We start from the raw sequence: 18,113 nt of genomic DNA, 5'->3' as shown, positions 1-18,113 counted from the left end.
GCGCAGCGACATGCGGGACCACCTGCCCCGGATGTCGCTGCGCTCATCCGGGCTACGGCAGCATCACAGCCCCAGATACGCCTTGCGCACGTCCGGATTGCCCTTGATCTCGCTCGCTGCGCCCTGCATCAGCACGCGGCCGGTTTGCAGGATGTAGGCGCGGTCGGCGATCTCCAGGCATTCGGCCATGCGCTGCTCGACGATCAGCACGGTCATGCCGGCGTCACGGATGCGCTTCACCGCCTGGAAGATCTCGTCCACGAGCTTCGGCATGATGCCCTGCGAGGGCTCGTCCAGCATCAGAAGCCGCGGGCGTGTCATCAGTGCGCGGCCGATCGCGAGCATTTGCTGTTCGCCGCCGGAGAGCGTCTCGGCGCGCTGCTCCAAACGTTCCTGAAGACGCGGGAACAGCTTGAAGACGAGATCGAGCGGCTCTTCGCGGTTGGCTTCGCCACGGTAGAGATAGCTGCCGAGACGCAGATTGTCGCGCACCGACAGCCGCGGAAACAGCCGGCGGTTCTCCGGCACGTAAGCGATGCCGGTCGCCGTGATGTGGTGTTGCGCCATGCCGTCGAGGCGCTTGCCGTCGAACGTCACCGTGCCCGAGCGCGGACGCTCGGCACCGGCGATGGATTTGAGCAGCGTCGACTTGCCCGCGCCGTTGGCGCCGGCGACGCAGACGATCTCGCCCTTCTGGACCTCGATCGAGACCGCGGAGATCGCGACGAGGCCCTGATAGGCGGTCGTGACTTCACGCACCGACAGCATGACGATCTCCCAGATATGCGCTGATCACCTTGGGATCGCGGACGACGTCTGCGGGCTTGCCCTCGACCAGCACCTTGCCGAGGTCGAGCACGATGGCGCGGTCGACCAGCGGCATCACGATCTCCATGACGTGCTCGACCATCAAGACGGTGATGCCGGCATCGCGCACCTTGCGCACCAGCGCGACACCGGTCTGCGCCTCGGTCGGCGTCAGGCCGGTGAGAACTTCGTCGAGCAGCAGCAGCTTCGGTTCGGTCGCGAGCGCACGGGCGACTTCGAGACGACGCTTCTCGGCCGGCACGAGGTCGCTGGCGAGCACGTCGGCGCGCGCGGCAAGGCCGGTAAATTCCAGCACCTCATGCGCCTTGCGGCGCGCCTCGCGCATCACGGTGTTGCGCACGAGCGCACCGACGATGACGTTGTCGATGACCGTCATGGTCTCGAAGCTCTTGACGACCTGGAAGGTCCGGCCGATCCCGCGCTGACAGCGCTCGGCCGCCGGCATGTGGGTGACATCCTCACCGTCGAATAGAATCGAGCCTTGGGTCGGCGGCAGCACACCCGCGATGAGATTGAACAGGGTCGACTTGCCGGCGCCGTTCGGGCCGATCAGGCCGACGATCTCGCCGCGGCCGACCGAGATCGAGACGTCGCTGTTGGCGATAAGGCCGCCAAAACGCTGCCAGACGCCGCGGGTTTCAAGGAGCGCGGTCATCGCGTGGCTCCCTTTGCTTTCGAACGGGAGAACAGGCTCACCAGACCCTGCGGCAGCGCCAGCGAGATCAGCACGATCAGCGTGCCGTACACGATGAGGTCGACGCCGCGCCCGGAGCCGCCGATATAGGAGCGCGTCAGCTCCGTCATCGGGATCAGGATGGCGGCGCCCAACACCGGCCCCCAGAGGGTACCGATGCCGCCGAGCACGGCCGGCAGCGCCATCAGCAGCGAGAACTGGAAGCCCATGACGCTTTCAGGATCGATATAGGCGAGAAACTGCGCGTAGAAGGCACCGCCAATGGCGACCAGGAAGGCCGAGACGGCGGCCGCGCCCATCTTGGAGTTGAAGACGACGACGCCAAGGCTCTCGGCCGCTTCCGGATTGTCCTTCACCGCACGCCACCAAAAGCCCCATTTGGAATCTTCGAGCCACCAGGTGACGAACCAGGCGAGGCAGCACAGGCCCAGCGCGAAATAGAAGTACGGCAGCTTGGTGCGCAGGAACTGGAACTTCAGCCAGCTGTCGCCGCGGATCGGAATGGTGATGCCCATCGCGGCTCCCGCCCATTCCCAGTTCTGGAACAGGAGCAGCCCGATCTCGGCGATGACGATGGTCGCGATCACGAAGTAATGGCCGCGCAGGCGGAAGAAGGGATAGCCGAGCCCCATCGCGATCAGCGCGGCGATCACGCCGCCGCCGAGCATGCCGAACCAGGGCAGCACGCCGAACTTGGTGAACAGCAGCTCGGTGGTGTAGGCGCCGATGCCGAAATAGAGCGCGTGTCCGAGCGAGATCTGTCCGCAATAGCCGGACAGGATGTTCCAGCTCTGCGACAGCGCCGCATACATCAGCGTCAGGATCAGGATGTTCTGAATGTAGACGTCCTTGACGAACAGCGGCGCCAGTGCGGCGATCCCGGCCAGTCCTGCGGCGATGATGAGGTCGCGGCGGCGCCGCGCTGCAAAATTCTTGTCCATCACATCGACCCGAAAAGGCCGCGGGGCCGGATGAAGACCACGAGCAGGTAGACGGCGTAGATGCCGACGGATTTCAGCGAGGGCGGCAGCACCAAGGCCGTGACCGCCTCGACGAGACCGACGATGATGCCGCCGGCGAAGGCCCCGAACACGCTGCCGAAGCCGCCCAGCGCCACCGTGACATAGGCGATCAGCGCGAAGGACGCGCCGACATCGGGATAGATGTAGAAGAACACCGCCATTATCGCGCCGGCGAGACCAACCAGCGCGGCGCCGAGGCCCCAGCCGAACGCGAACACGCGGTTCTTGTCGATGCCGACGAGCGCCACCGCACCGGGATCTTCGCGGGTGGCCTCGATCGCGCGGCCGAAATCGGTACGGTGGATGAAGAAGTAGAGGCCGGCAAAGGCGAGAACCGAGACCAGCGCGCCGACCAGCTGCGGCTCCGGCAGGAAGATGCCGGCAATCGAGATAGTCTTACCGCCGAGCCAGGACTGCGGAATGCTGCGATAATCAGGGGTGAAGAAGTATTGCGCGAGCCCGCGCATCACGATGGCGAGACCGAAGGTGGTGAAGATCTGCACCATGCCGGCATTGGCCTTGGCCCGCATGGCAAAGCGGACAATGAGCAGGTAGATCACCGCTCCGAAAACGAAGAGCGCCGCGGCGACCAATGGCGCCGACAGCAAGGGGTCGATGGCGAAGAACGCGAACAAAAAGAAGGACAGGTACATCGCGAGCATCAGGAACTCGCCATGGGCGAAGTTCGTGACGTCCATCAGGCCGAAGATCAGCGCGAGGCCGACCGCGATCAATCCGTAGAGCAGCCCCATGAGCAGGCCGCTCGCGAGACTTTGGATTATGGCTTGGGCTGTCAACTCTCGTCCCCCGTTCGAAAAGTCACCGTTTGCTCCGTCATTGCGAGCAAAGCGAAGCAATCCAGCATCCCACCACGGAGACCGCCTGGATTGCTTCGTCGCTTCGCTCCTCGCAATGACGAGGTTCGCGCGACGATCGCGATGTGCTCCCCTGCTCCCGCAGCGCCTTACTTCATCGGCCAGATCGCCTCGGCGATCGCGGCCTGCGGCGGGAAGATGGTGACGAACTTGCCGCCGACATATTGCAGCAGCACCGGATCGGCGTCGTTGTTCTGGCCCATCTCGTCGAACTTGACGCGCTTCCAGGGCATGATGGTCTGATCGCCCGGAATGTCGGTCGCCGCCAGCGCGTCGCGGATCTTCTCGCCGTCGGTCGACTTGGCGCGGTTGATGGCGTCGGCGAGGATGATCAGGCCCATGAACTGGCGCGAGGTGAGATCGTTGAAATCCTTGCCCGACTTCGCCTTGAACATGTCGTTGATCTTGCCGACCATCGGACGCTTCTGCGCGAGGTCGAGCGAGAAGGTGCCGCGCGAGATCACGCCTTCGAGCTTGTCGCCGACGGCATCATAGAGCGCCTTCTCGGAGAAGCCGGCGTCCTGCGCCACGATCGCATTCGGCTTGTAGCCGAGCTCGGCCATGGTCTTGACCAGGAGGATGCCGTCGGTGGTGTAGCTCGAGGGCATCAGCACGTCGGCATTGGCGGTCTTGAGCTGCTGCACCTCGGCCGAGAGCGAGGGCGAGTTGGCGCGATACTTGATGTCGGTGACGATCTTGTAGCCGCGCTCGCCGGCGATCTTGGTCTGGGCGTTGCCGGAGTCGGTGCCGAAGATGGTGTCTTCATGGAACAGCGACAGCGTCTCGATCTTGGTGCCCTTCTTCTTCATGGCATCGAAGAAGTCGAACATCGCGGCAGAGTACATCTCGTCATGCGGCGCCGCGCGGAAATAATATTTCAGGCCGCGGCGATGCAGGCTGGGCGAGGAATTGTCGGCGGACACGAACGGGACCTGATAGCGTTCGCAGATCTGGCTGACCGTGACGGCGACGGCGCTCTGGTAGGTGCCGATGATGGCGCAGACCTTCTCCTGCGTGATCAGGCGCTCGGCCTCGGCGCGGCCCTTCTGCGGGTCGGCCTGGTGGTCGGCGAACACGAGGCGGATCTTCGCGCCGCCGAGACCCGGCAGGCCTTCGCCCTTCGCCAGCGGCAGGTCGAAAGCGGTGTCCTTGTTGATGACTTCGAGCGCGGTCTCATAGGCCTTCTGCGCGTCGACGCCCTGCTGCGCGCTGCCGCCCGAGAACGGATAGATCACGCCGATCACGACTTCCGAGGTCTGTGCGCGCGCTGCCAGCGGCACGAGAGCGGCAGTGGCGGTGGCTCCCAACAACAAGTCGCGGCGAGTGATCGTCATGGCAAAGTCCCCTGTTACAGAATTTCGACTGATGGAATGAAGCGATTGATGGATGCGGTAAAGCCTGAAGAAGCAGCAGACGCTGCCCACTAGATCACGGCCATGTTTCTGTTCTTCAGATCCGTCACCAGCATGAGGCCGGGCGAATGCGTGATGGCGAACGGGAGTTTCGCGGCATTGATCACCGATTGCGGCGTCACCCCGCAGGCCCAGAACACCGGAATCTCGTCGTCGGCGACCGGCACCGGATCGCCATAGTCGGGCTTCGCAATGTCCTTGATGCCGATCAGATGCGGATGGCCGAGATGCACGGGCGCACCGTGCACGGCGGGATAGCGCGAGGTGATCTGCACCGCACGAATTGCGTCCGCCGGCTTGAACGGGCGCATCGACACGACCATCGGACCGGCGAACGGCCCGGCTTCGCCGCAAGGAATGTTGGTGCGATACATCGGCACGCGCACGTTCTTCTCGATGTGCCGGATCGGCATGCCTTCCTCGAGCAGAGCTTCTTCGAACGAGAAGGAGCAACCGAGCACGAAGGTCACGAGATCGTCGCGCCAATACTTCGTCACGTCGGTCGGCTCGTCCACGACTTCGCCGTCGCGCCAGACGCGGTAGCGCGGCACGTCGGTGCGGATGTCGAGATCGGCGCCGAGGGACGGGATGTGCGGGCTACCGACGTCAGACATGCCGATGATCGGGCATGGCTTCGGATTGAGCTGGCAGAAGCGGTGAAAGGCGCCGGCATATTCGGCAGGTAGGATCGCCAGATTGCCCTGGACAAAACCCGGAGCGACGCCGGCGGTGGAGGCAACCAGCCCCTCGCGGTAGGCGAGCCGGGCCTTGCGGCTCGGAAGGGCGTCGGGCGTTTCAGTTTGCTGCGCTGCCACCAAAACAGTCATGTGATCGACCTGCCTATAAACTCGACAAAGACAAGCCAACACCAAGCATGCTATAAAGTCTAATCGTCGTTTCTAATCAATATCGATAAATCCAATTTATCGATCGGGAACATCCTTCCAATGCTGGACTTCAGGTCGATCGAGACGTTCCTCTGGGTTGTGAAGCTCGGCAGCTTCCGTGGCGCCGCCCAACGGCTCAACACCACCCAGCCGGCGATCTCGCAGCGCATTGCACAGCTCGAGCGCGAGATGGGCGTGAAGCTCCTGAACCGCGATCATCGCGTGGCCTCGCCCACCCCCAGCGGGCGACAGATGATGGTCTATGCCGAGAAGCTGATCGGTCTGCGCGCCGCGATGATGGCGGAGATCGGCGACCGGTCGGCGATGCGCGGCGTGATGCGCCTCGGCGTCGCCGAGACCATCGTGCACACCTGGCTGCCGCGGCTGGTGAAGAGCGTGAACGAGGTCTATCCGAACCTGTCGCTGGAGATCGAGGTCGACATCACACCGAACCTCACCGGGCGCCTCCTCGCGCAGGAGATCGAGCTCGCTTTCGTCGTCGGGCCGTTGTCCGCCTCCGGCGTGCACAATCGCGTGCTCGCCGATTATCCGATCGGCTTTCTCGCAAGCCCCTCGCTGGGGCTCGGCAAGGGCCCGGTGACGCCGGCGGACCTCGCCCGGTTTCCGATCATCACCTTCCCGCGCAAGACCAAACCTTACGAGGTCGTGCGCGAGGTGTTCGACCGGCCGGAGCTGCCGCCGATCCGCCTGCATGCCTCCGCTTCGCTCGCGACAGTCATCCACATGGCGGTCGAGGGACTCGGCATCGCCGTGATCCCCGACGCCATCGTGGCGAACGAGCTCGCCGACGGACGGCTGCAACTGCTCGACACCGATCTCGCGATCGCGCCGCTGACCTTCACCGCGAGCTGGCTCGCCTCTCCTGACGTCGTCGCCGTGGAGCGCGTCGCCGAGCTTGCACGGCAGATTGCGCAGAGCAGCCTCGCGGTTGACGCGCCCGCGCAGGCGCGTCATTGAAAAGCGCCGGGTTTTCTACCGTCATTCCGGGGCTCGCACGGGACCGCGCTACGCGCGGCCCGGAGACGAGACCCCGGAATCTCGAGATTCCGGGTTCGCCCTTTGGGCGCCCCGGAATGACAGCGATCAATGGAAGAGACGCATGAGCCGAGCCGCCACCAATCTGCAAATCGATTCCGCCCGCCTCTGGGGCTCCATCCACGAGACCGCGCAATTCGGCGCGACCGCCAAGGGCGGCGTGCGGCGGCTGACACTGAGCGCGGAAGACAAGCAGGTGCGCGATTGGTTCCGCAAGGCCTGCGAGGACGCCGGACTGGAAGTCCACGTCGACGCGCTCGGCTCCATGTTCGGCCTGCGCAAGGGCCGCGACATGTCGAAGCCGCCCGTCGGCATCGGCTCGCATCTCGATACCCAGCCGACCGGCGGCAAATATGACGGCATCCTGGGGACGCTCGGCGCGCTGGAGGTGATCCGGACGCTGAACGACGCCGGCATCGAGACCGAGGCTCCGATCTGCGTCGTCAACTGGACCAACGAGGAAGGCTCGCGCTTCGCGCCTGCGATGATGGCCTCCGCCGCCTATGTCGGCGACTTCACCACCGACGACATTCTGTCGCGCAAGGACGCCGAAGGCATGACCGTCGGCCAGGCGCTCGACGGCATCGGCTATCGCGGCGACAAGCCCGTCGGCTTCCAGAAGCTCGGCTGCTTCGTCGAGCTGCACATCGAGCAGGGTCCCATTCTGGAAGCGGAAGGCAAGACCATCGGCGTGGTCGATTCCGGCCAGGGCGTGCTCTGGTACGACGGCAAGATTTCCGGCTTCGAGAGCCATGCGGGTTCGACCCCGATGCCGCTGCGGCGCGACGCGCTGGCCACGCTGTCGGAGATCGTGCTGGCGATGGAGGCCATCGCCAGGAAGCACGGGCCGAACGCGGTCGGCACCATCGGCGAGGCCGTGATCGCAAATCCCTCGCGCAACGTCATTCCCGGCGAGATCGCCTTCACCATGGACTGCCGCAGTGCCGACGGCGCCATCATGGATGCGCTCGATCGCGATCTTCGGGCGGCGATCACCGAGATCGCCGCACGTCGCAAGGTCGAGGTCAAGATCGACCTGGTCTGGCGCAAGCCGCCGACGCATTTCGATCCGAAGCTGATCGCGGCGGTCGAGAACGCGGCGAAGACGCTCGGCTATTCCTCCCGCCGCATCACCTCCGGCGCAGGCCATGACGCCTGCAACCTCAACACCGTCATGCCGGCGGCGATGGTGTTCGTACCCTGCAAGGATGGCATCAGTCACAACGAGCTGGAGGACGCCACGCAGACCGACTGCGCTGCGGGCACCAACGTACTGATGCATACCGTGCTGGCGATTGCCGGCGTCGCGTCCTGATCGGAGAGAGCCATGCGCGGAGTTTTCGTCGACGCCAATGAAGCCCTCGCCGTGATCATGGAGCGGCTGGAGAAACCCGGTGATCCCAAGGTGCGGATCCACAGGGACCCCGACATCAAGCCCGAGCAATACCCGGAAATCCTCGACGGCGCCGAGATTGCGATCGTCGACCACACCGCGCTTCCCACCGAGGTGGCGAGGAAATGCACGGGGCTGAAGCACGTCGTGTTCCTCGGCACCGGCGCGCGCAGCTACATGAACCCGGAGGAGCTCGCCGAGCTCGGCATCTCCGTGCATCTGATCAAGGGCTATGGCGACACGGCAGTCGCCGAATCCGCGATTGCGCTGATGTGGGCTTCGGCCCGCGTCATCGCGATGATGGACCGCGAGATGCGGGCCGGCAACTGGCTGCGCGAGGACGGCATGCAGCTCACCGGCAAGACGCTCGGCCTGATCGGGTTCGGCGGCATTGCCGCCGAGGTCGCGCGCATCGCGACCGGCTCAGGCATGAAAGTGATCGCCTGGAATCGCTCGCCCAAGAGCTATCCTGGTGTCGAATTCACCGATCTCGATACGGTGCTGGCGAAGAGCGACGTCGTGTCGCTGCATCTGCTGCTCAACGACGAAACCCGCGGCATGATCACGCGCGAGAAGATCCTTGCGATGAAGCGTGGTGTCATCCTCATCAACACCGCGCGCGCCGCGGTCGTCGACGAAGCCGCCATGATCGACGCGCTGAAGTCCGGCCACATCCGCCATGCCGGCCTCGACGTCTTCAACATCGAGCCGCTGCCCGGCGATCATCCGCTGACGAAATTGCCGAATGTGACGCTGTCGGCGCATTCGGCCTTCCGCACGCCCGAGGCGAGCGAGAACCTGATTGAAGCGGCCTGGGTCCACTGCCGCCGGATCGTGAAGGGATAAGAGCGACAACAAATGGCTGACTATCGCACCATCAAGGCCGAAGCGCTCACCAGCGCCGTCCGCGCCATCGTCAAGGCCGGCGGCTCCTCCGACCGAGAGGCCGAGCTCGTGTCCACCAATCTCGTCGAGGCCAATCTCAAAGGCCACGACTCGCACGGTGTCGGCATGATCCCGCGCTATGTCCAGAGCGTCACCACAGGCGGCCTCGCCTTGAACCAGCACGTCAAGATCGTGCTCGACACCGGTCCGCTTCTCACCCTCGACGGCCTCACCGGCTACGGCCAGGTGATGGGCCATGAAGCGATGGAGCTGGCCGCCGAGCGCGCCAAGCGCAACGGCGTGTGTCTCGTCGGCCTCTCGAATTCGCACCATATCGGCCGCATCGGCCACTGGGCCGAGCAATGCATCGACCACGGGCTGGTCTCGATCCATTTCGTCAACGTGATCTCGCGCCCGATCGTGGCGCCCTGGGGCGGCAGCGATGCGCGCCACGGCACCAACCCGTTCTGCGTCGGCATCCCGCGCAGGGGCAAGGACCCGATTGTGCTCGACTTCGCCACCAGCAGGATCGCGCAGGGCAAGACCCGCGTCGCCCACAACAAGGGCGTCGAGCTCGAGCCCGGCACCATCATCGACAATGAAGGCAAGCCGACCACCAACCCGCGCTACACCGTGATCCCGCCGCACGGCGCCATCCTGCCGTTCGGCGAGCATAAGGGCTCGGGGCTCGCGCTGGTGTGCGAAATCCTCGGCGGCGCGCTCTCCGGGGGGCAGGTTGTCAAGGGCCCGTCGGACGGCAAGTACAACGTCCTCAACGGCATGCTCTCGATCGTCATCGACCCGGGCAAGCTCGGCACCGGCGAGAACCTCGCGCGCGAAGTCGAGAGCTTCGTCGCCTGGCACACCGGCTCGCCGCCTGCTGCTGGCGTCGACAAGGTCAAGATCGCCGGCGAGCCCGAGCGCGAGACCAAGAAGAAGCGCCTCGCCGAAGGCATTCCGGTCGATCCGACCACCTGGCAGGAGATTCTGGAGGCCGGGAAGACGTTCGGCCTGGATCAGGCCGCGATCGAGAAGATCGTAGGGTAGTCCCGAGACGAGCAATCACAACCGGTGTCGTCCCGGACGAGCGAAGCGCCGATCCGGGACCCATAACCACAGGAAGTGGCTTGGCGAGGACTCGCGGTTACCTGCTTCGCTCCGCAACAACTTCCTGGGGTAATGGGTCCCGGCTTTCGGCGGGACGACAGTGGAGCCGTTTGCGCGAGTGAGCCTTAATCCACCATATCCGCAACCGCTTTGCCGCAGGCCGTGGTGTCGGCGTTGCCGCCGAGATCCTTGGTGCGCAGCGTGCGTTCGGCCAGCGTGCGCTCGATCGCCTCGACAATCGACTTGCCGGCTTCCTTCTCGCCGAGATGCTCGAGCATCATCGCGCCGGACCAGATCGCGCCGATCGGGTTCGCAATCCCCTGCCCCGCAATATCGGGCGCCGAACCGTGCACCGGCTCGAACACCGAAGGGAAATCGCCCTCGGGGTTGATGTTGCCTGATGGTGCGATGCCGATGGTGCCGGTGCAGGCCGGGCCGAGATCGGAGAGAATGTCGCCGAACAGATTGGAGCCGACCACGACGTCGAACCAGTCCGGATGCAGCACGAAGTTCGCGGTCAGGATGTCGATGTGGTACTTGTCCCACTTCACGCCCGGAAACTTCTTGGCCATCGCCTCCACGCGCTCGTCCCAATAGGGCATGGTGATGGAGATGCCGTTCGACTTCGTCGCCGAGGTCAGGTGTTTCTTCGGCCGCGACTGCGCGAGTTCGAAAGCGAATTTCAGGATGCGATCGACGCCAGTGCGGGTCATCACCGTCTGCTGGGTCACGAACTCGCGGTCGGTGTCCGGGAACATGCGGCCGCCGACGGAGGAATATTCGCCTTCCGTGTTCTCGCGCACCACCCAGAAATCGATATCGCCGGGCTTACGGCCCGCCAGCGGCGACGGCACGCCGGGCATCAGCCGCACCGGGCGAAGGTTGACGTACTGGTCGAACTCGCGGCGGAATTTGATCAGCGAACCCCACAGCGAGACGTGATCCGGAATCTTGGCCGGCCAGCCGACCGCGCCGAAATAGATCGCATCATGCTTGCCGATCTTCTCCTTCCAATCATCGGGCATCATCTGGCCGTGCTTCTCGTAATAGTCCCAGGACGAGAAGTCGAAATGGTCGAAATGCACGGAGACGCCGTGCTTCTTCGCCGCCGCCTCCAGAACGCGCAGGCCCTCCGGCATGACTTCCTTGCCGATGCCGTCGCCGGGAATGACCGCGATCCGGTATTGCTTCTTGCTCATCGAGAACGTCCCTTTTTGGTCCGGCAGCCGCCGCGTTTTGATCGCACTGCAATGGACCAAAGTCGCTGATGGTGCAACGCTGCACTGCAATGTTGACCATGGCGCGGCCGAGCGCCTACTGATTTGATCCTGTTCCCATCCCGCGAGTACTTCCATGGATCTGCATCTGCGTGGCAAGCGCGTCCTGATCACCGGCGCGTCCAAGGGCATTGGCGCGGCCGCCGCCGAGGCGTTTGCCGAGGAAGGCGCGCATCTCCTGCTCGCCGCCCGCAGTGGCGAGGCGCTGAAGGCGCTGGCCGACCGCCTGCGCTCCGCACACCAGATCGACGCCGCAACGAGCATCGTCGATCTGCGCAAGGAGGAGGACGTGGCGCGGCTGGCGAAAGAAGCCGCCGACATCGACGTGCTCGTCAACAATGCCGGCGACATCCCCGGCGGCTCGATCGACAAGATCGACGAGGCGACCTGGCGGCACGCCTGGGAATTGAAAGTGTTCGGCTACATCAACCTGACGCGGCATATCTATGCGCAGATGAAGGCGAAGGGCGGCGGCGTCATCGTCAATGACATCGGCGCGGCCGGCGAAAAATTCGACGCCAACTACATCTGCGGCAGCGCCGGCAACGCCGCGCTGATGGCGTTCACGCGCGCGCTCGGCGGCAAGAGCCTCGCCGACAACATCCGCGTCGTCGGCATCAATCCCGGGCCCGTCGGCACCGACCGCCACGTCACCCTGCTCAAGACGCGGGCGAGACACCAGTTCGGCGACGAGAGCCGCTACAAGGAGTTCCAGAAGAGCCTGCCGCTCGGCCGCCCTGCGCATGCGCGGGAGATCGGCGACCTCATGGCGTTCCTGGCGTCGGATCGCTCCGGCTACACATCGGGCGTGATATATACGGTGGACGGCGGCATCAGCGCGGGGTGGGGTTAACTCGATCCTCGTCAATGCGAGCGCAGCGAAGCAATCCCGGAATGCATCCGCGGTGGGAAGTCTGGATTGCTTCGCTGCGCCCGCAATGACGAAACCAAGAATGGGCACAGGAGTAAGATAATTGTCTCAAGACCTGATCCGCGAAACCGCATGCGCGGTCGTCGACAAGCTGCGGTCCGGCGACGTCTCGCCGCTCGAACTCCTGGATGTGCTGGAGAAGCGCATCGGTGAGGTCGACGGCAAGGTCAACGCGCTGCCGATACTGTGCTTCGATCGCGCGAGGACCAACGCGAAAGCGCTGATGCAGAAGCCGGCCGGGGCGCGCGGGCTGCTCGCAGGCCTGCCGGTGCCGATCAAGGACCTCACCGACGTCGCGGGCGTGTTGAACACGCAGGGCTCGCCGATCTTCAAGGACAACATCCCCGCGAAATCCGACCTCATGGTCGAGAACCTCGAGGCGAACGGCGCGGTGGTCTACGCCAAATCCAACACGCCGGAATTCGGCGCCGGCGCCAACACCTTCAACGAGGTGTTCGGCGCGACGCTCAATCCGTGGGATACGACGAAATCGGCAGCGGGCTCCTCCGGCGGCGCGGCCGTGGCGCTGGCAACCGGCATGGCTTGGCTCGCGCAGGGCTCCGACATGGGGGGCAGCCTGCGCAACCCGGCGGCCTTCTGCGGCGTCGTCGGCATGCGGCCGAGCATCGGCCGCGTCGCGCATACCCCGAAGTCGGGTATCGATCGCAATCTCGGCGTGGTCGGCCCGATGGCGCGCAACGTCGAGGATCTCGCCCTGCTGCTGGATGCCATGAGCGGCGACTATGCGGACGATCCGCTGTCACTGCCCGCCCCCGCGACCTCGTTCCTCTCGGCGGCAGAGGCTGGCAAGAAGCCGAGGCGCATCGCCTATTCACCCGATCTCGGCATCACGCCGGTCGATCCCGAAGTGAAGGCGATCACGCGCAAGGCCGCGGAGCGCTTCGCGGAAGCCGGCGCGATCGTCGAGGAGGCCCATCCCGACTGGCGCGAGGCGCATGAATGCTTCCACGTGCTGCGCGCGTTCGATTTCGCGATCACCAAGGCCAACCTGCTGCGCACGAAGCGCGACATGCTCAAGCCCGAGGTGATCTGGAACATCGAGGAAGGCCTCAAGCTCACCGTCGATCAGCTCGCGCGCGCCGAGGCGCAGCGCGTCGGCATGACTGCGCGGGCGGTCGAGTTCTTCAAGACCTACGATCTCCTGCTGGTGCCGACGACGATCGTGCCGCCCTTCCCGATCGAACACCGCTATGTCGCCGAATGCGCCGGCAAGAGGTTCGACAATTACGTCGAGTGGCTCGGCATCGTCTACGCCATCACGCTCGCCTGCTGTCCCGCGCTCTCGTTGCCGTGCGGCTTCACGGCGTCGGGCCTGCCCGTCGGCGTGCAAGTCGTCGGCGCACCGCGGGCCGACGCACAGGTGATCGCCGGCGCGAAGGTGCTGGAGGATATTCTGGGCTTGCGCGGCACGACGCCGATCGATCCGAAGGTGAAGAACTGACATATACCTGATGACGAAGCCGCCTCGCATCGCGCTCATCCACGCGCTCAAGCACTCCATCGCGCCGATCGAAGCGGCATTCGCGAAGGCGTGGCCCGAGGCACGGCTGATGAACCTGCTCGACGACAGCCTGTCTGCGGATCTGGCGCGCGACGGCGCGCTCACCGATGCCATGACCGAGCGCTTCCTCGCGCTGGGCGATTACGCAGCGGCGACGGGAGCGGATGGAATCCTGTTCACTTGTTCGGCGTTCGGCCCCTGCATCGAGGCGGTCGCGCGCGCACATGCGTCGATGCCGGTGCTGAAGCCGAACGAGGCCATGATCGAACGTGCCGTAACCATGGGTGAGCGCATCGGCCTGCTCTCGACCTTTCCGCCGACGCTGGCCTCGATGCCGCCAGAGTTCCCTGCCTCCGTCCAGATCGTGCCGAAACTGGCCGAGGGCGCGCTGGCCGCGCTCGATCGCGGCGACCGGGCCACGCACGACCGGCTGATCGCGGAAGCATCTCGCGATTTGCGCGACTGCGACGTCATCGCGCTCGCGCAATTCAGCATCGCCGCGACTGCGCCGCTGGTTGCGGAGGCCACTGGCCGCCCGGTCGTGTCGACGCCGGACAGTGCCGTCGACAAGATGATGAGTCAACTGAAGGCGAAGGCTTAGGCGCCGGCCTTTGTCCGGCGCCGCGCATCCTTGATCGCGACGGCGAGCGCAGCCTTCGTCTCGTTGACGAAATCCTCGACCAATTCCTCACGCGTGGCATGCGCCGCCTCGCCGGTGAACAGGCCCTGCTCGGCCAGCATCACCACCCCATGCAGCGCGGCCCAGATCTTGAGCGCCTGCCGCTCGCGCAAGTAGCCGACCGCCGGGGCCTCCAGCGCCTCGATCACGAGCGCAAAGGTCTCTCGCGTCGCCTCGTGCAGCTCGCTGCCCTTGGCCGCGCAGGACACGGTGCGCGAGGCGAACATCAAGCGGTAGATGCCATTGCGGCGCAGGCCGAAATCGAGCGTCGCTTGCGCGAGGCGCGAGAGTTTCGACTGCTTCGACGGCTTTGCCATCGCCTCGCGCAGAATCGCGGAGAGTTGCCGGAATGCCTCCGCCGTGACCGCCGCGAGCAGCGCCTCGCGGTCGGCAAAATGCCGGTATGGCGCCGGCTGCGAGACACCGAGCTGCCTGGCAAGCGCCTTGATGCTGATCGCCTCGGCGCCGCCCTGCTCCGCCTCGTGCAGCGCGGCCTTGATCAAGGCATCGCGAAGATCGCCATGGTGGTAGGTCTTCTCGGGCTTGCGAGCGAGTTGTGAACGCATGTTGAGGCGAAGCCTATAAGTTTGCGCTTGACAGGGGAAGCCCGCCGCGAATGTAATAGGATATAACTTAGAACAATCCCAGATGAGGAAACGCGCCGCCCTTCGGGCCTTGCGCGTACACGACCAGGGAAGCCGCAATGGCAGAGCGATTGAAGGTTCACGTCGATCCCGACAAATGCCAGGGCCATGCCCGGTGCAAGGCCCTCGCGCCGGAGCTTTTCGAGCTCGACGAATATGGCAACGCGCACGAAGCCGGCGACGGCGCCGTCCCGCCGGGGCTCGAGGACAAGGCCTGGCTTGCGAAAGCCAACTGCCCGGAAATCGCAATCGATGTGATCGAGGAGTAGCGCGGCCGCCTGCGTGCTTTCAGCGAACACGAGCCGAGGGATTCCCTGCCATGTCCGACATCAACCAGCCCACCGCACATCCGCCCGTGACCGACTGGGTCCATGATTTCGACCACACCGATCCGCAATGGACGGAGGATCCCTTCCCGATCTGGGACGAGCTGCGCGCCGCAAGTCCCGTGGTGCACACGAAGCGCTTCCTCGGCTGCTACCTGCCGACGACCTATGAAGCCGTGCGCGAGATCGCCAACGACACCGAGCACTTCTCCTCACGCCGCATCATCGTCCGCGATGTGCGCCCCGAGGTCGCGAGGAACGGAGCCCCGCCGATCACCTCGGATCCGCCCGAGCACAAGCCGGCCAAGCAATTGCTGCTGCCGCCTTTCACGCCGGACGCGATGAAGAAGCTCGAGCCGCGGGTCCGCGCCATCTGCAACGAGCTGATCGACGACTTCATCGCCGACGGCAAGGTCGACGCTGCCGCACGCTACAGCAAATACATCCCGGTTCGGGCGATCGCGCACATGCTCGGCATCCCCGAGAGCGACAGCGACCTCTTCATCAACTGGATTCACATGATCCTCGAGCTCGGCATCAAGGACGAGAGCAAGCTGCTCCAGGCCGTGCAGGAGATGACGGCCTATTTCAGCGGCCACATCGAAGCGCGCAAGAACAAGCCCGGCGACGACCTGATCTCCTATCTGATGAACGCCAGGGACAAGCAAGGCAATTCGCTCGAGGACTCCCACGTGCTGGGCTCGCTGCGCCTGCTGCTGATCGCCGGCATCGACACCACCTGGAGCGCGATCGGCTCCTCGCTCTGGCATCTTGCGAAGACGCCGGCCGACCGCGAGCGGCTGATCGCCGAGCCCGGGCTGATCCCGACGGCGGTGGAGGAGTTGCTGCGCGCCTATTCGCCGGTGACGATGGCGCGCGAGGTGGTCAAGGAAACCACGGTCTCGGGTTGTCCGGTGAAGCCCGGCAACATGGTGTTGTTGTCCTTCCCGGCCGCGAACCGCGACCCCAGGATGTTCCCGGACGCTGACAAAGTCGTGATCGACCGGCGCGAGAACCGCCACGCCGCCTTCGGCCTCGGTATCCATCGTTGCGTCGGTTCCAACCTTGCGCGAATGGAGATGCAGGTTGCGCTGGAGGAATGGCTCAAGCGGATTCCGGATTTTCGCCTTGATCCCGCAGGCACGGTGACCTGGTCACAGGGCACGGTGAGAGGCCCCCGGCAGTTGCCATTTTTGCTGGGAAAGGCGATGTAGGCCTTCCCCAGACAAAAGGAAGCGGAAGGCCGGACGTGACAGAGCAAGCAATCCAACCGGCCTCCGAGACTTTTGACGTCGCCGACGCCGAGCGGCGGATCAAGGCGATCTTCATCGGCTCCATCGGCAACCTCGTCGAGTGGTACGATTTCTACGCCTATACGGCGTTCGCGCTCTACTTCGCTCCCGCATTCTTCCCCGGTAACGACCCCGTCGTCCAGCAATTGAACGTCGCCGTCGTGTTCGCGGCGACCTTCCTGATGCGGCCTCTGGGCGGCTGGTTCTTCGGCTATCTCGCCGACCATTTCGGGCGCCGAATTTCGCTCACCCTGTCCGTCGTCTTCATGTGCTTCGGCTCGCTGATCATCGCGCTGACGCCGACCTATGCCACGATCGGCTTCGCCGCGCCGGTGATCCTCGCGCTCGCCCGCGTCATCGAGGGCCTGAGCCTCGGCGGCGAATACGGCGCCAGCGCCACGTATCTCAGCGAGGTCGCCGACCCCAAGCATCGCGGCTTCTATTCCAGCTTCCAGTACGTCACGCTGATCGGAGGCCAGCTCACCGCGATCATCGTGCTGCTGCTCCTGCAAAAGGTCTTCCTCACACCGGAAGAGCTGAAGGCCTGGGGCTGGCGCATCCCCTTCGCGATCGGCGCGTTGCTGGCGATCTTCGCCGCGGTGATGCGGCGCGGCCTGCACGAGACCGAGGCGTTCGAGGAGGCCAAGAAGGTAGTGAAGCCGACCGGCTCGATTACCAATCTGCTGCGCTATCCGCGCGAGCTCTTGCTGGTCGTCGGCCTCACCGCCGGCGGGACCGCGGCGTTCTACACTTTCACCACCTACATGCAGACCTTCGTCAAGCTTTCGGTCGGGCTGACCGAGGACCAGACCACCTTCGTGATCTTCGGCACGCTGATTTTCGCGACCATCCTCCAGCCGATCTACGGCGCGCTCTCCGACAAGATCGGCCGCAAGCCGCTGCTGATTTTCTTCGGCGTCGCCGGCACGCTCGCGACCGTTCCGCTGCTGATGGCGCTGAAGGAGACGAAGTCGCCCTTCATGGCGTTCATCTTGATCTGCGCCGCCTGGCTGTTCGTCGCCGGCTACACCTCGATCAACGCCGTGGTGAAGGCTGAATTGTTCCCGACCAATGTCCGCGCCCTCGGCGTCGGCCTGCCCTATGCCATCACGGTCTCGATCTTCGGCGGCACGGCGCCGGCGATCGCGCTCTATTTCAAGAGCATCGGGCACGAGGAATGGTTCTATTTCTATCTAAGTGGCATCATCTGCCTGTCGCTGATCATCTATTCAACCATGCGCGACACCAAGCACGCCTCCGCAATGCATCGGCACGAGTAGGCC

General features: G+C 64.7%; 18 protein-coding genes. 10 read left to right on the top strand and 8 right to left on the bottom strand.

Features of this window, described 5'->3' with window-relative positions; genetic code table 11:
- Positions 1 to 63: 63 nt before the first annotated feature.
- The 6 genes from FJV43_RS28085 to FJV43_RS28060 form a co-directional block, all read right to left on the bottom strand.
- A complete protein-coding gene (locus FJV43_RS28085) occupies positions 64 to 768 on the bottom strand; it encodes an ABC transporter ATP-binding protein (RefSeq protein ID WP_239622252.1) in 705 nt (234 codons plus the stop codon).
- Complete coding sequence (locus FJV43_RS28080; RefSeq protein ID WP_028178355.1) at positions 752 to 1,483, bottom strand: ABC transporter ATP-binding protein; 732 nt, start codon at positions 1,481 to 1,483, stop codon at positions 752 to 754. The genes FJV43_RS28085 and FJV43_RS28080 overlap by 17 nt, the downstream gene beginning before the upstream one ends.
- Positions 1,480 to 2,463: a branched-chain amino acid ABC transporter permease gene (locus FJV43_RS28075; protein WP_239622251.1), complete on the bottom strand. Its 984-nt coding sequence runs from the start codon at positions 2,461 to 2,463 to the stop codon at positions 1,480 to 1,482. Before FJV43_RS28075 ends, FJV43_RS28080 begins: the two co-directional genes overlap by 4 nt.
- Positions 2,463 to 3,296 carry a branched-chain amino acid ABC transporter permease gene (locus tag FJV43_RS28070; RefSeq protein WP_239622250.1) on the bottom strand — a complete coding sequence of 278 codons (834 nt, stop codon included), beginning with the start codon at positions 3,294 to 3,296 and terminating at the stop codon, positions 2,463 to 2,465. The genes FJV43_RS28075 and FJV43_RS28070 overlap by 1 nt, the downstream gene beginning before the upstream one ends.
- A 212-nt stretch (positions 3,297 to 3,508) precedes the next feature.
- Positions 3,509 to 4,753, bottom strand: a complete 1,245-nt coding sequence (locus tag FJV43_RS28065; protein WP_239622249.1) for an ABC transporter substrate-binding protein — start codon at positions 4,751 to 4,753, stop codon at positions 3,509 to 3,511.
- Positions 4,754 to 4,842: 89 nt separating this feature from the next.
- The gene (locus FJV43_RS28060) at positions 4,843 to 5,658 is read right to left on the bottom strand and encodes a putative hydro-lyase (protein ID WP_239622248.1); all 816 of its coding nucleotides are present in this window, start codon (positions 5,656 to 5,658) and stop codon (positions 4,843 to 4,845) included.
- Between the two features lie 120 nt (positions 5,659 to 5,778).
- Between FJV43_RS28060 and FJV43_RS28055 the strand changes: the two genes are divergently transcribed.
- The 4 genes from FJV43_RS28055 to FJV43_RS28040 all read left to right on the top strand — a co-directional run bounded on the left by FJV43_RS28055 (position 5,779) and on the right by FJV43_RS28040 (position 10,099).
- The gene (locus FJV43_RS28055; RefSeq protein WP_035673265.1) at positions 5,779 to 6,696 is read left to right on the top strand and encodes a LysR family transcriptional regulator; all 918 of its coding nucleotides are present in this window, start codon (positions 5,779 to 5,781) and stop codon (positions 6,694 to 6,696) included.
- Positions 6,697 to 6,838: 142 nt separating this feature from the next.
- Entirely contained in the window at positions 6,839 to 8,089 is a 1,251-nt protein-coding gene (locus FJV43_RS28050) for a Zn-dependent hydrolase (protein WP_239622247.1), read from the top strand.
- Between the two features lie 12 nt (positions 8,090 to 8,101).
- Positions 8,102 to 9,013, top strand: coding sequence for an NAD(P)-dependent oxidoreductase (locus FJV43_RS28045; RefSeq protein WP_028178362.1), 912 nt, complete (start codon positions 8,102 to 8,104; stop codon positions 9,011 to 9,013).
- A gap of 12 nt (positions 9,014 to 9,025) precedes the next feature.
- Positions 9,026 to 10,099, top strand: a complete 1,074-nt coding sequence (locus FJV43_RS28040; protein WP_239622246.1) for a malate/lactate/ureidoglycolate dehydrogenase — start codon at positions 9,026 to 9,028, stop codon at positions 10,097 to 10,099.
- Positions 10,100 to 10,284: 185 nt separating this feature from the next.
- Here the strand turns inward: FJV43_RS28040 and FJV43_RS28035 are convergent, their stop codons facing one another.
- Positions 10,285 to 11,358 carry a tartrate dehydrogenase gene (locus FJV43_RS28035; protein WP_239622245.1) on the bottom strand — a complete coding sequence of 358 codons (1,074 nt, stop codon included), beginning with the start codon at positions 11,356 to 11,358 and terminating at the stop codon, positions 10,285 to 10,287.
- A gap of 154 nt (positions 11,359 to 11,512) precedes the next feature.
- Between FJV43_RS28035 and FJV43_RS28030 the strand changes: the two genes are divergently transcribed.
- The 3 genes from FJV43_RS28030 to FJV43_RS28020 all read left to right on the top strand — a co-directional run bounded on the left by FJV43_RS28030 (position 11,513) and on the right by FJV43_RS28020 (position 14,490).
- Positions 11,513 to 12,289: an SDR family oxidoreductase gene (locus FJV43_RS28030; protein WP_239622244.1), complete on the top strand. Its 777-nt coding sequence runs from the start codon at positions 11,513 to 11,515 to the stop codon at positions 12,287 to 12,289.
- 121 nt (positions 12,290 to 12,410) lie between these two features.
- Positions 12,411 to 13,829, top strand: a complete 1,419-nt coding sequence (locus FJV43_RS28025) for an amidase family protein (protein ID WP_239622243.1) — start codon at positions 12,411 to 12,413, stop codon at positions 13,827 to 13,829.
- A 10-nt stretch (positions 13,830 to 13,839) separates the two neighbouring features.
- Complete coding sequence (locus FJV43_RS28020; protein ID WP_239622242.1) at positions 13,840 to 14,490, top strand: aspartate/glutamate racemase family protein; 651 nt, start codon at positions 13,840 to 13,842, stop codon at positions 14,488 to 14,490.
- Here FJV43_RS28020 and FJV43_RS28015 read toward each other — a convergent pair.
- Complete coding sequence (locus FJV43_RS28015; protein ID WP_239622241.1) at positions 14,487 to 15,134, bottom strand: TetR/AcrR family transcriptional regulator; 648 nt, start codon at positions 15,132 to 15,134, stop codon at positions 14,487 to 14,489. The two genes, FJV43_RS28020 and FJV43_RS28015, sit on opposite strands and share 4 nt — an antisense overlap.
- 137 nt (positions 15,135 to 15,271) lie before the next feature.
- On the opposite strand from FJV43_RS28015, the gene FJV43_RS28010 reads away from it, so the two are divergent.
- The 3 genes from FJV43_RS28010 to FJV43_RS28000 are packed head-to-tail and all read left to right on the top strand — an operon-like array spanning position 15,272 to position 18,110.
- A complete protein-coding gene (locus FJV43_RS28010) occupies positions 15,272 to 15,481 on the top strand; it encodes a ferredoxin (protein WP_239622240.1) in 210 nt (69 codons plus the stop codon).
- Positions 15,482 to 15,531: 50 nt separating this feature from the next.
- Positions 15,532 to 16,752 (top strand): cytochrome P450, encoded by a 1,221-nt coding sequence (locus FJV43_RS28005; protein ID WP_239622239.1) that lies wholly within the window; start codon positions 15,532 to 15,534, stop codon positions 16,750 to 16,752.
- A gap of 35 nt (positions 16,753 to 16,787) precedes the next feature.
- On the top strand, positions 16,788 to 18,110 hold the full coding sequence (locus FJV43_RS28000; protein ID WP_239622238.1) for an MFS transporter: 1,323 nt from the start codon (positions 16,788 to 16,790) through the stop codon (positions 18,108 to 18,110).
- Positions 18,111 to 18,113: the final 3 nt, after the last annotated feature.

The sequence above is a fragment of the Bradyrhizobium sp. I71 genome, from assembly GCF_022354745.1.
GTDB classification, from domain to species: Bacteria; Pseudomonadota; Alphaproteobacteria; order Rhizobiales; family Xanthobacteraceae; genus Bradyrhizobium; species Bradyrhizobium liaoningense.
This window is presented reverse-complemented; position numbering and strand designations above follow the sequence as displayed.

What these genes read in the sequence shown, in the direction of transcription:
- FJV43_RS28075 (WP_239622251.1), bottom strand. Translation starts at nt 2,463, where the DNA reads ATGGACAAGAATTTTGCAGCGCGGCGCCGCCGCGACCTCATCATCGCC.
- FJV43_RS28050 (WP_239622247.1), top strand. Translation starts at nt 6,839, where the DNA reads ATGAGCCGAGCCGCCACCAATCTGCAAATCGATTCCGCCCGCCTCTGG.
- FJV43_RS28070 (WP_239622250.1), bottom strand. Translation starts at nt 3,296, where the DNA reads ATGGGGCTGCTCTACGGATTGATCGCGGTCGGCCTCGCGCTGATCTTC.
- FJV43_RS28015 (WP_239622241.1), bottom strand. Translation starts at nt 15,134, where the DNA reads ATGCGTTCACAACTCGCTCGCAAGCCCGAGAAGACCTACCACCATGGC.
- FJV43_RS28030 (WP_239622244.1), top strand. Translation starts at nt 11,513, where the DNA reads ATGGATCTGCATCTGCGTGGCAAGCGCGTCCTGATCACCGGCGCGTCC.
- FJV43_RS28040 (WP_239622246.1), top strand. Translation starts at nt 9,026, where the DNA reads ATGGCTGACTATCGCACCATCAAGGCCGAAGCGCTCACCAGCGCCGTC.
- FJV43_RS28035 (WP_239622245.1), bottom strand. Translation starts at nt 11,358, where the DNA reads ATGAGCAAGAAGCAATACCGGATCGCGGTCATTCCCGGCGACGGCATC.
- FJV43_RS28085 (WP_239622252.1), bottom strand. Translation starts at nt 768, where the DNA reads ATGCTGTCGGTGCGTGAAGTCACGACCGCCTATCAGGGCCTCGTCGCG.
- FJV43_RS28080 (WP_028178355.1), bottom strand. Translation starts at nt 1,483, where the DNA reads ATGACCGCGCTCCTTGAAACCCGCGGCGTCTGGCAGCGTTTTGGCGGC.
- FJV43_RS28010 (WP_239622240.1), top strand. Translation starts at nt 15,272, where the DNA reads ATGGCAGAGCGATTGAAGGTTCACGTCGATCCCGACAAATGCCAGGGC.
- FJV43_RS28005 (WP_239622239.1), top strand. Translation starts at nt 15,532, where the DNA reads ATGTCCGACATCAACCAGCCCACCGCACATCCGCCCGTGACCGACTGG.
- FJV43_RS28045 (WP_028178362.1), top strand. Translation starts at nt 8,102, where the DNA reads ATGCGCGGAGTTTTCGTCGACGCCAATGAAGCCCTCGCCGTGATCATG.
- FJV43_RS28055 (WP_035673265.1), top strand. Translation starts at nt 5,779, where the DNA reads ATGCTGGACTTCAGGTCGATCGAGACGTTCCTCTGGGTTGTGAAGCTC.
- FJV43_RS28065 (WP_239622249.1), bottom strand. Translation starts at nt 4,753, where the DNA reads ATGACGATCACTCGCCGCGACTTGTTGTTGGGAGCCACCGCCACTGCC.
- FJV43_RS28060 (WP_239622248.1), bottom strand. Translation starts at nt 5,658, where the DNA reads ATGACTGTTTTGGTGGCAGCGCAGCAAACTGAAACGCCCGACGCCCTT.
- FJV43_RS28020 (WP_239622242.1), top strand. Translation starts at nt 13,840, where the DNA reads ATGACGAAGCCGCCTCGCATCGCGCTCATCCACGCGCTCAAGCACTCC.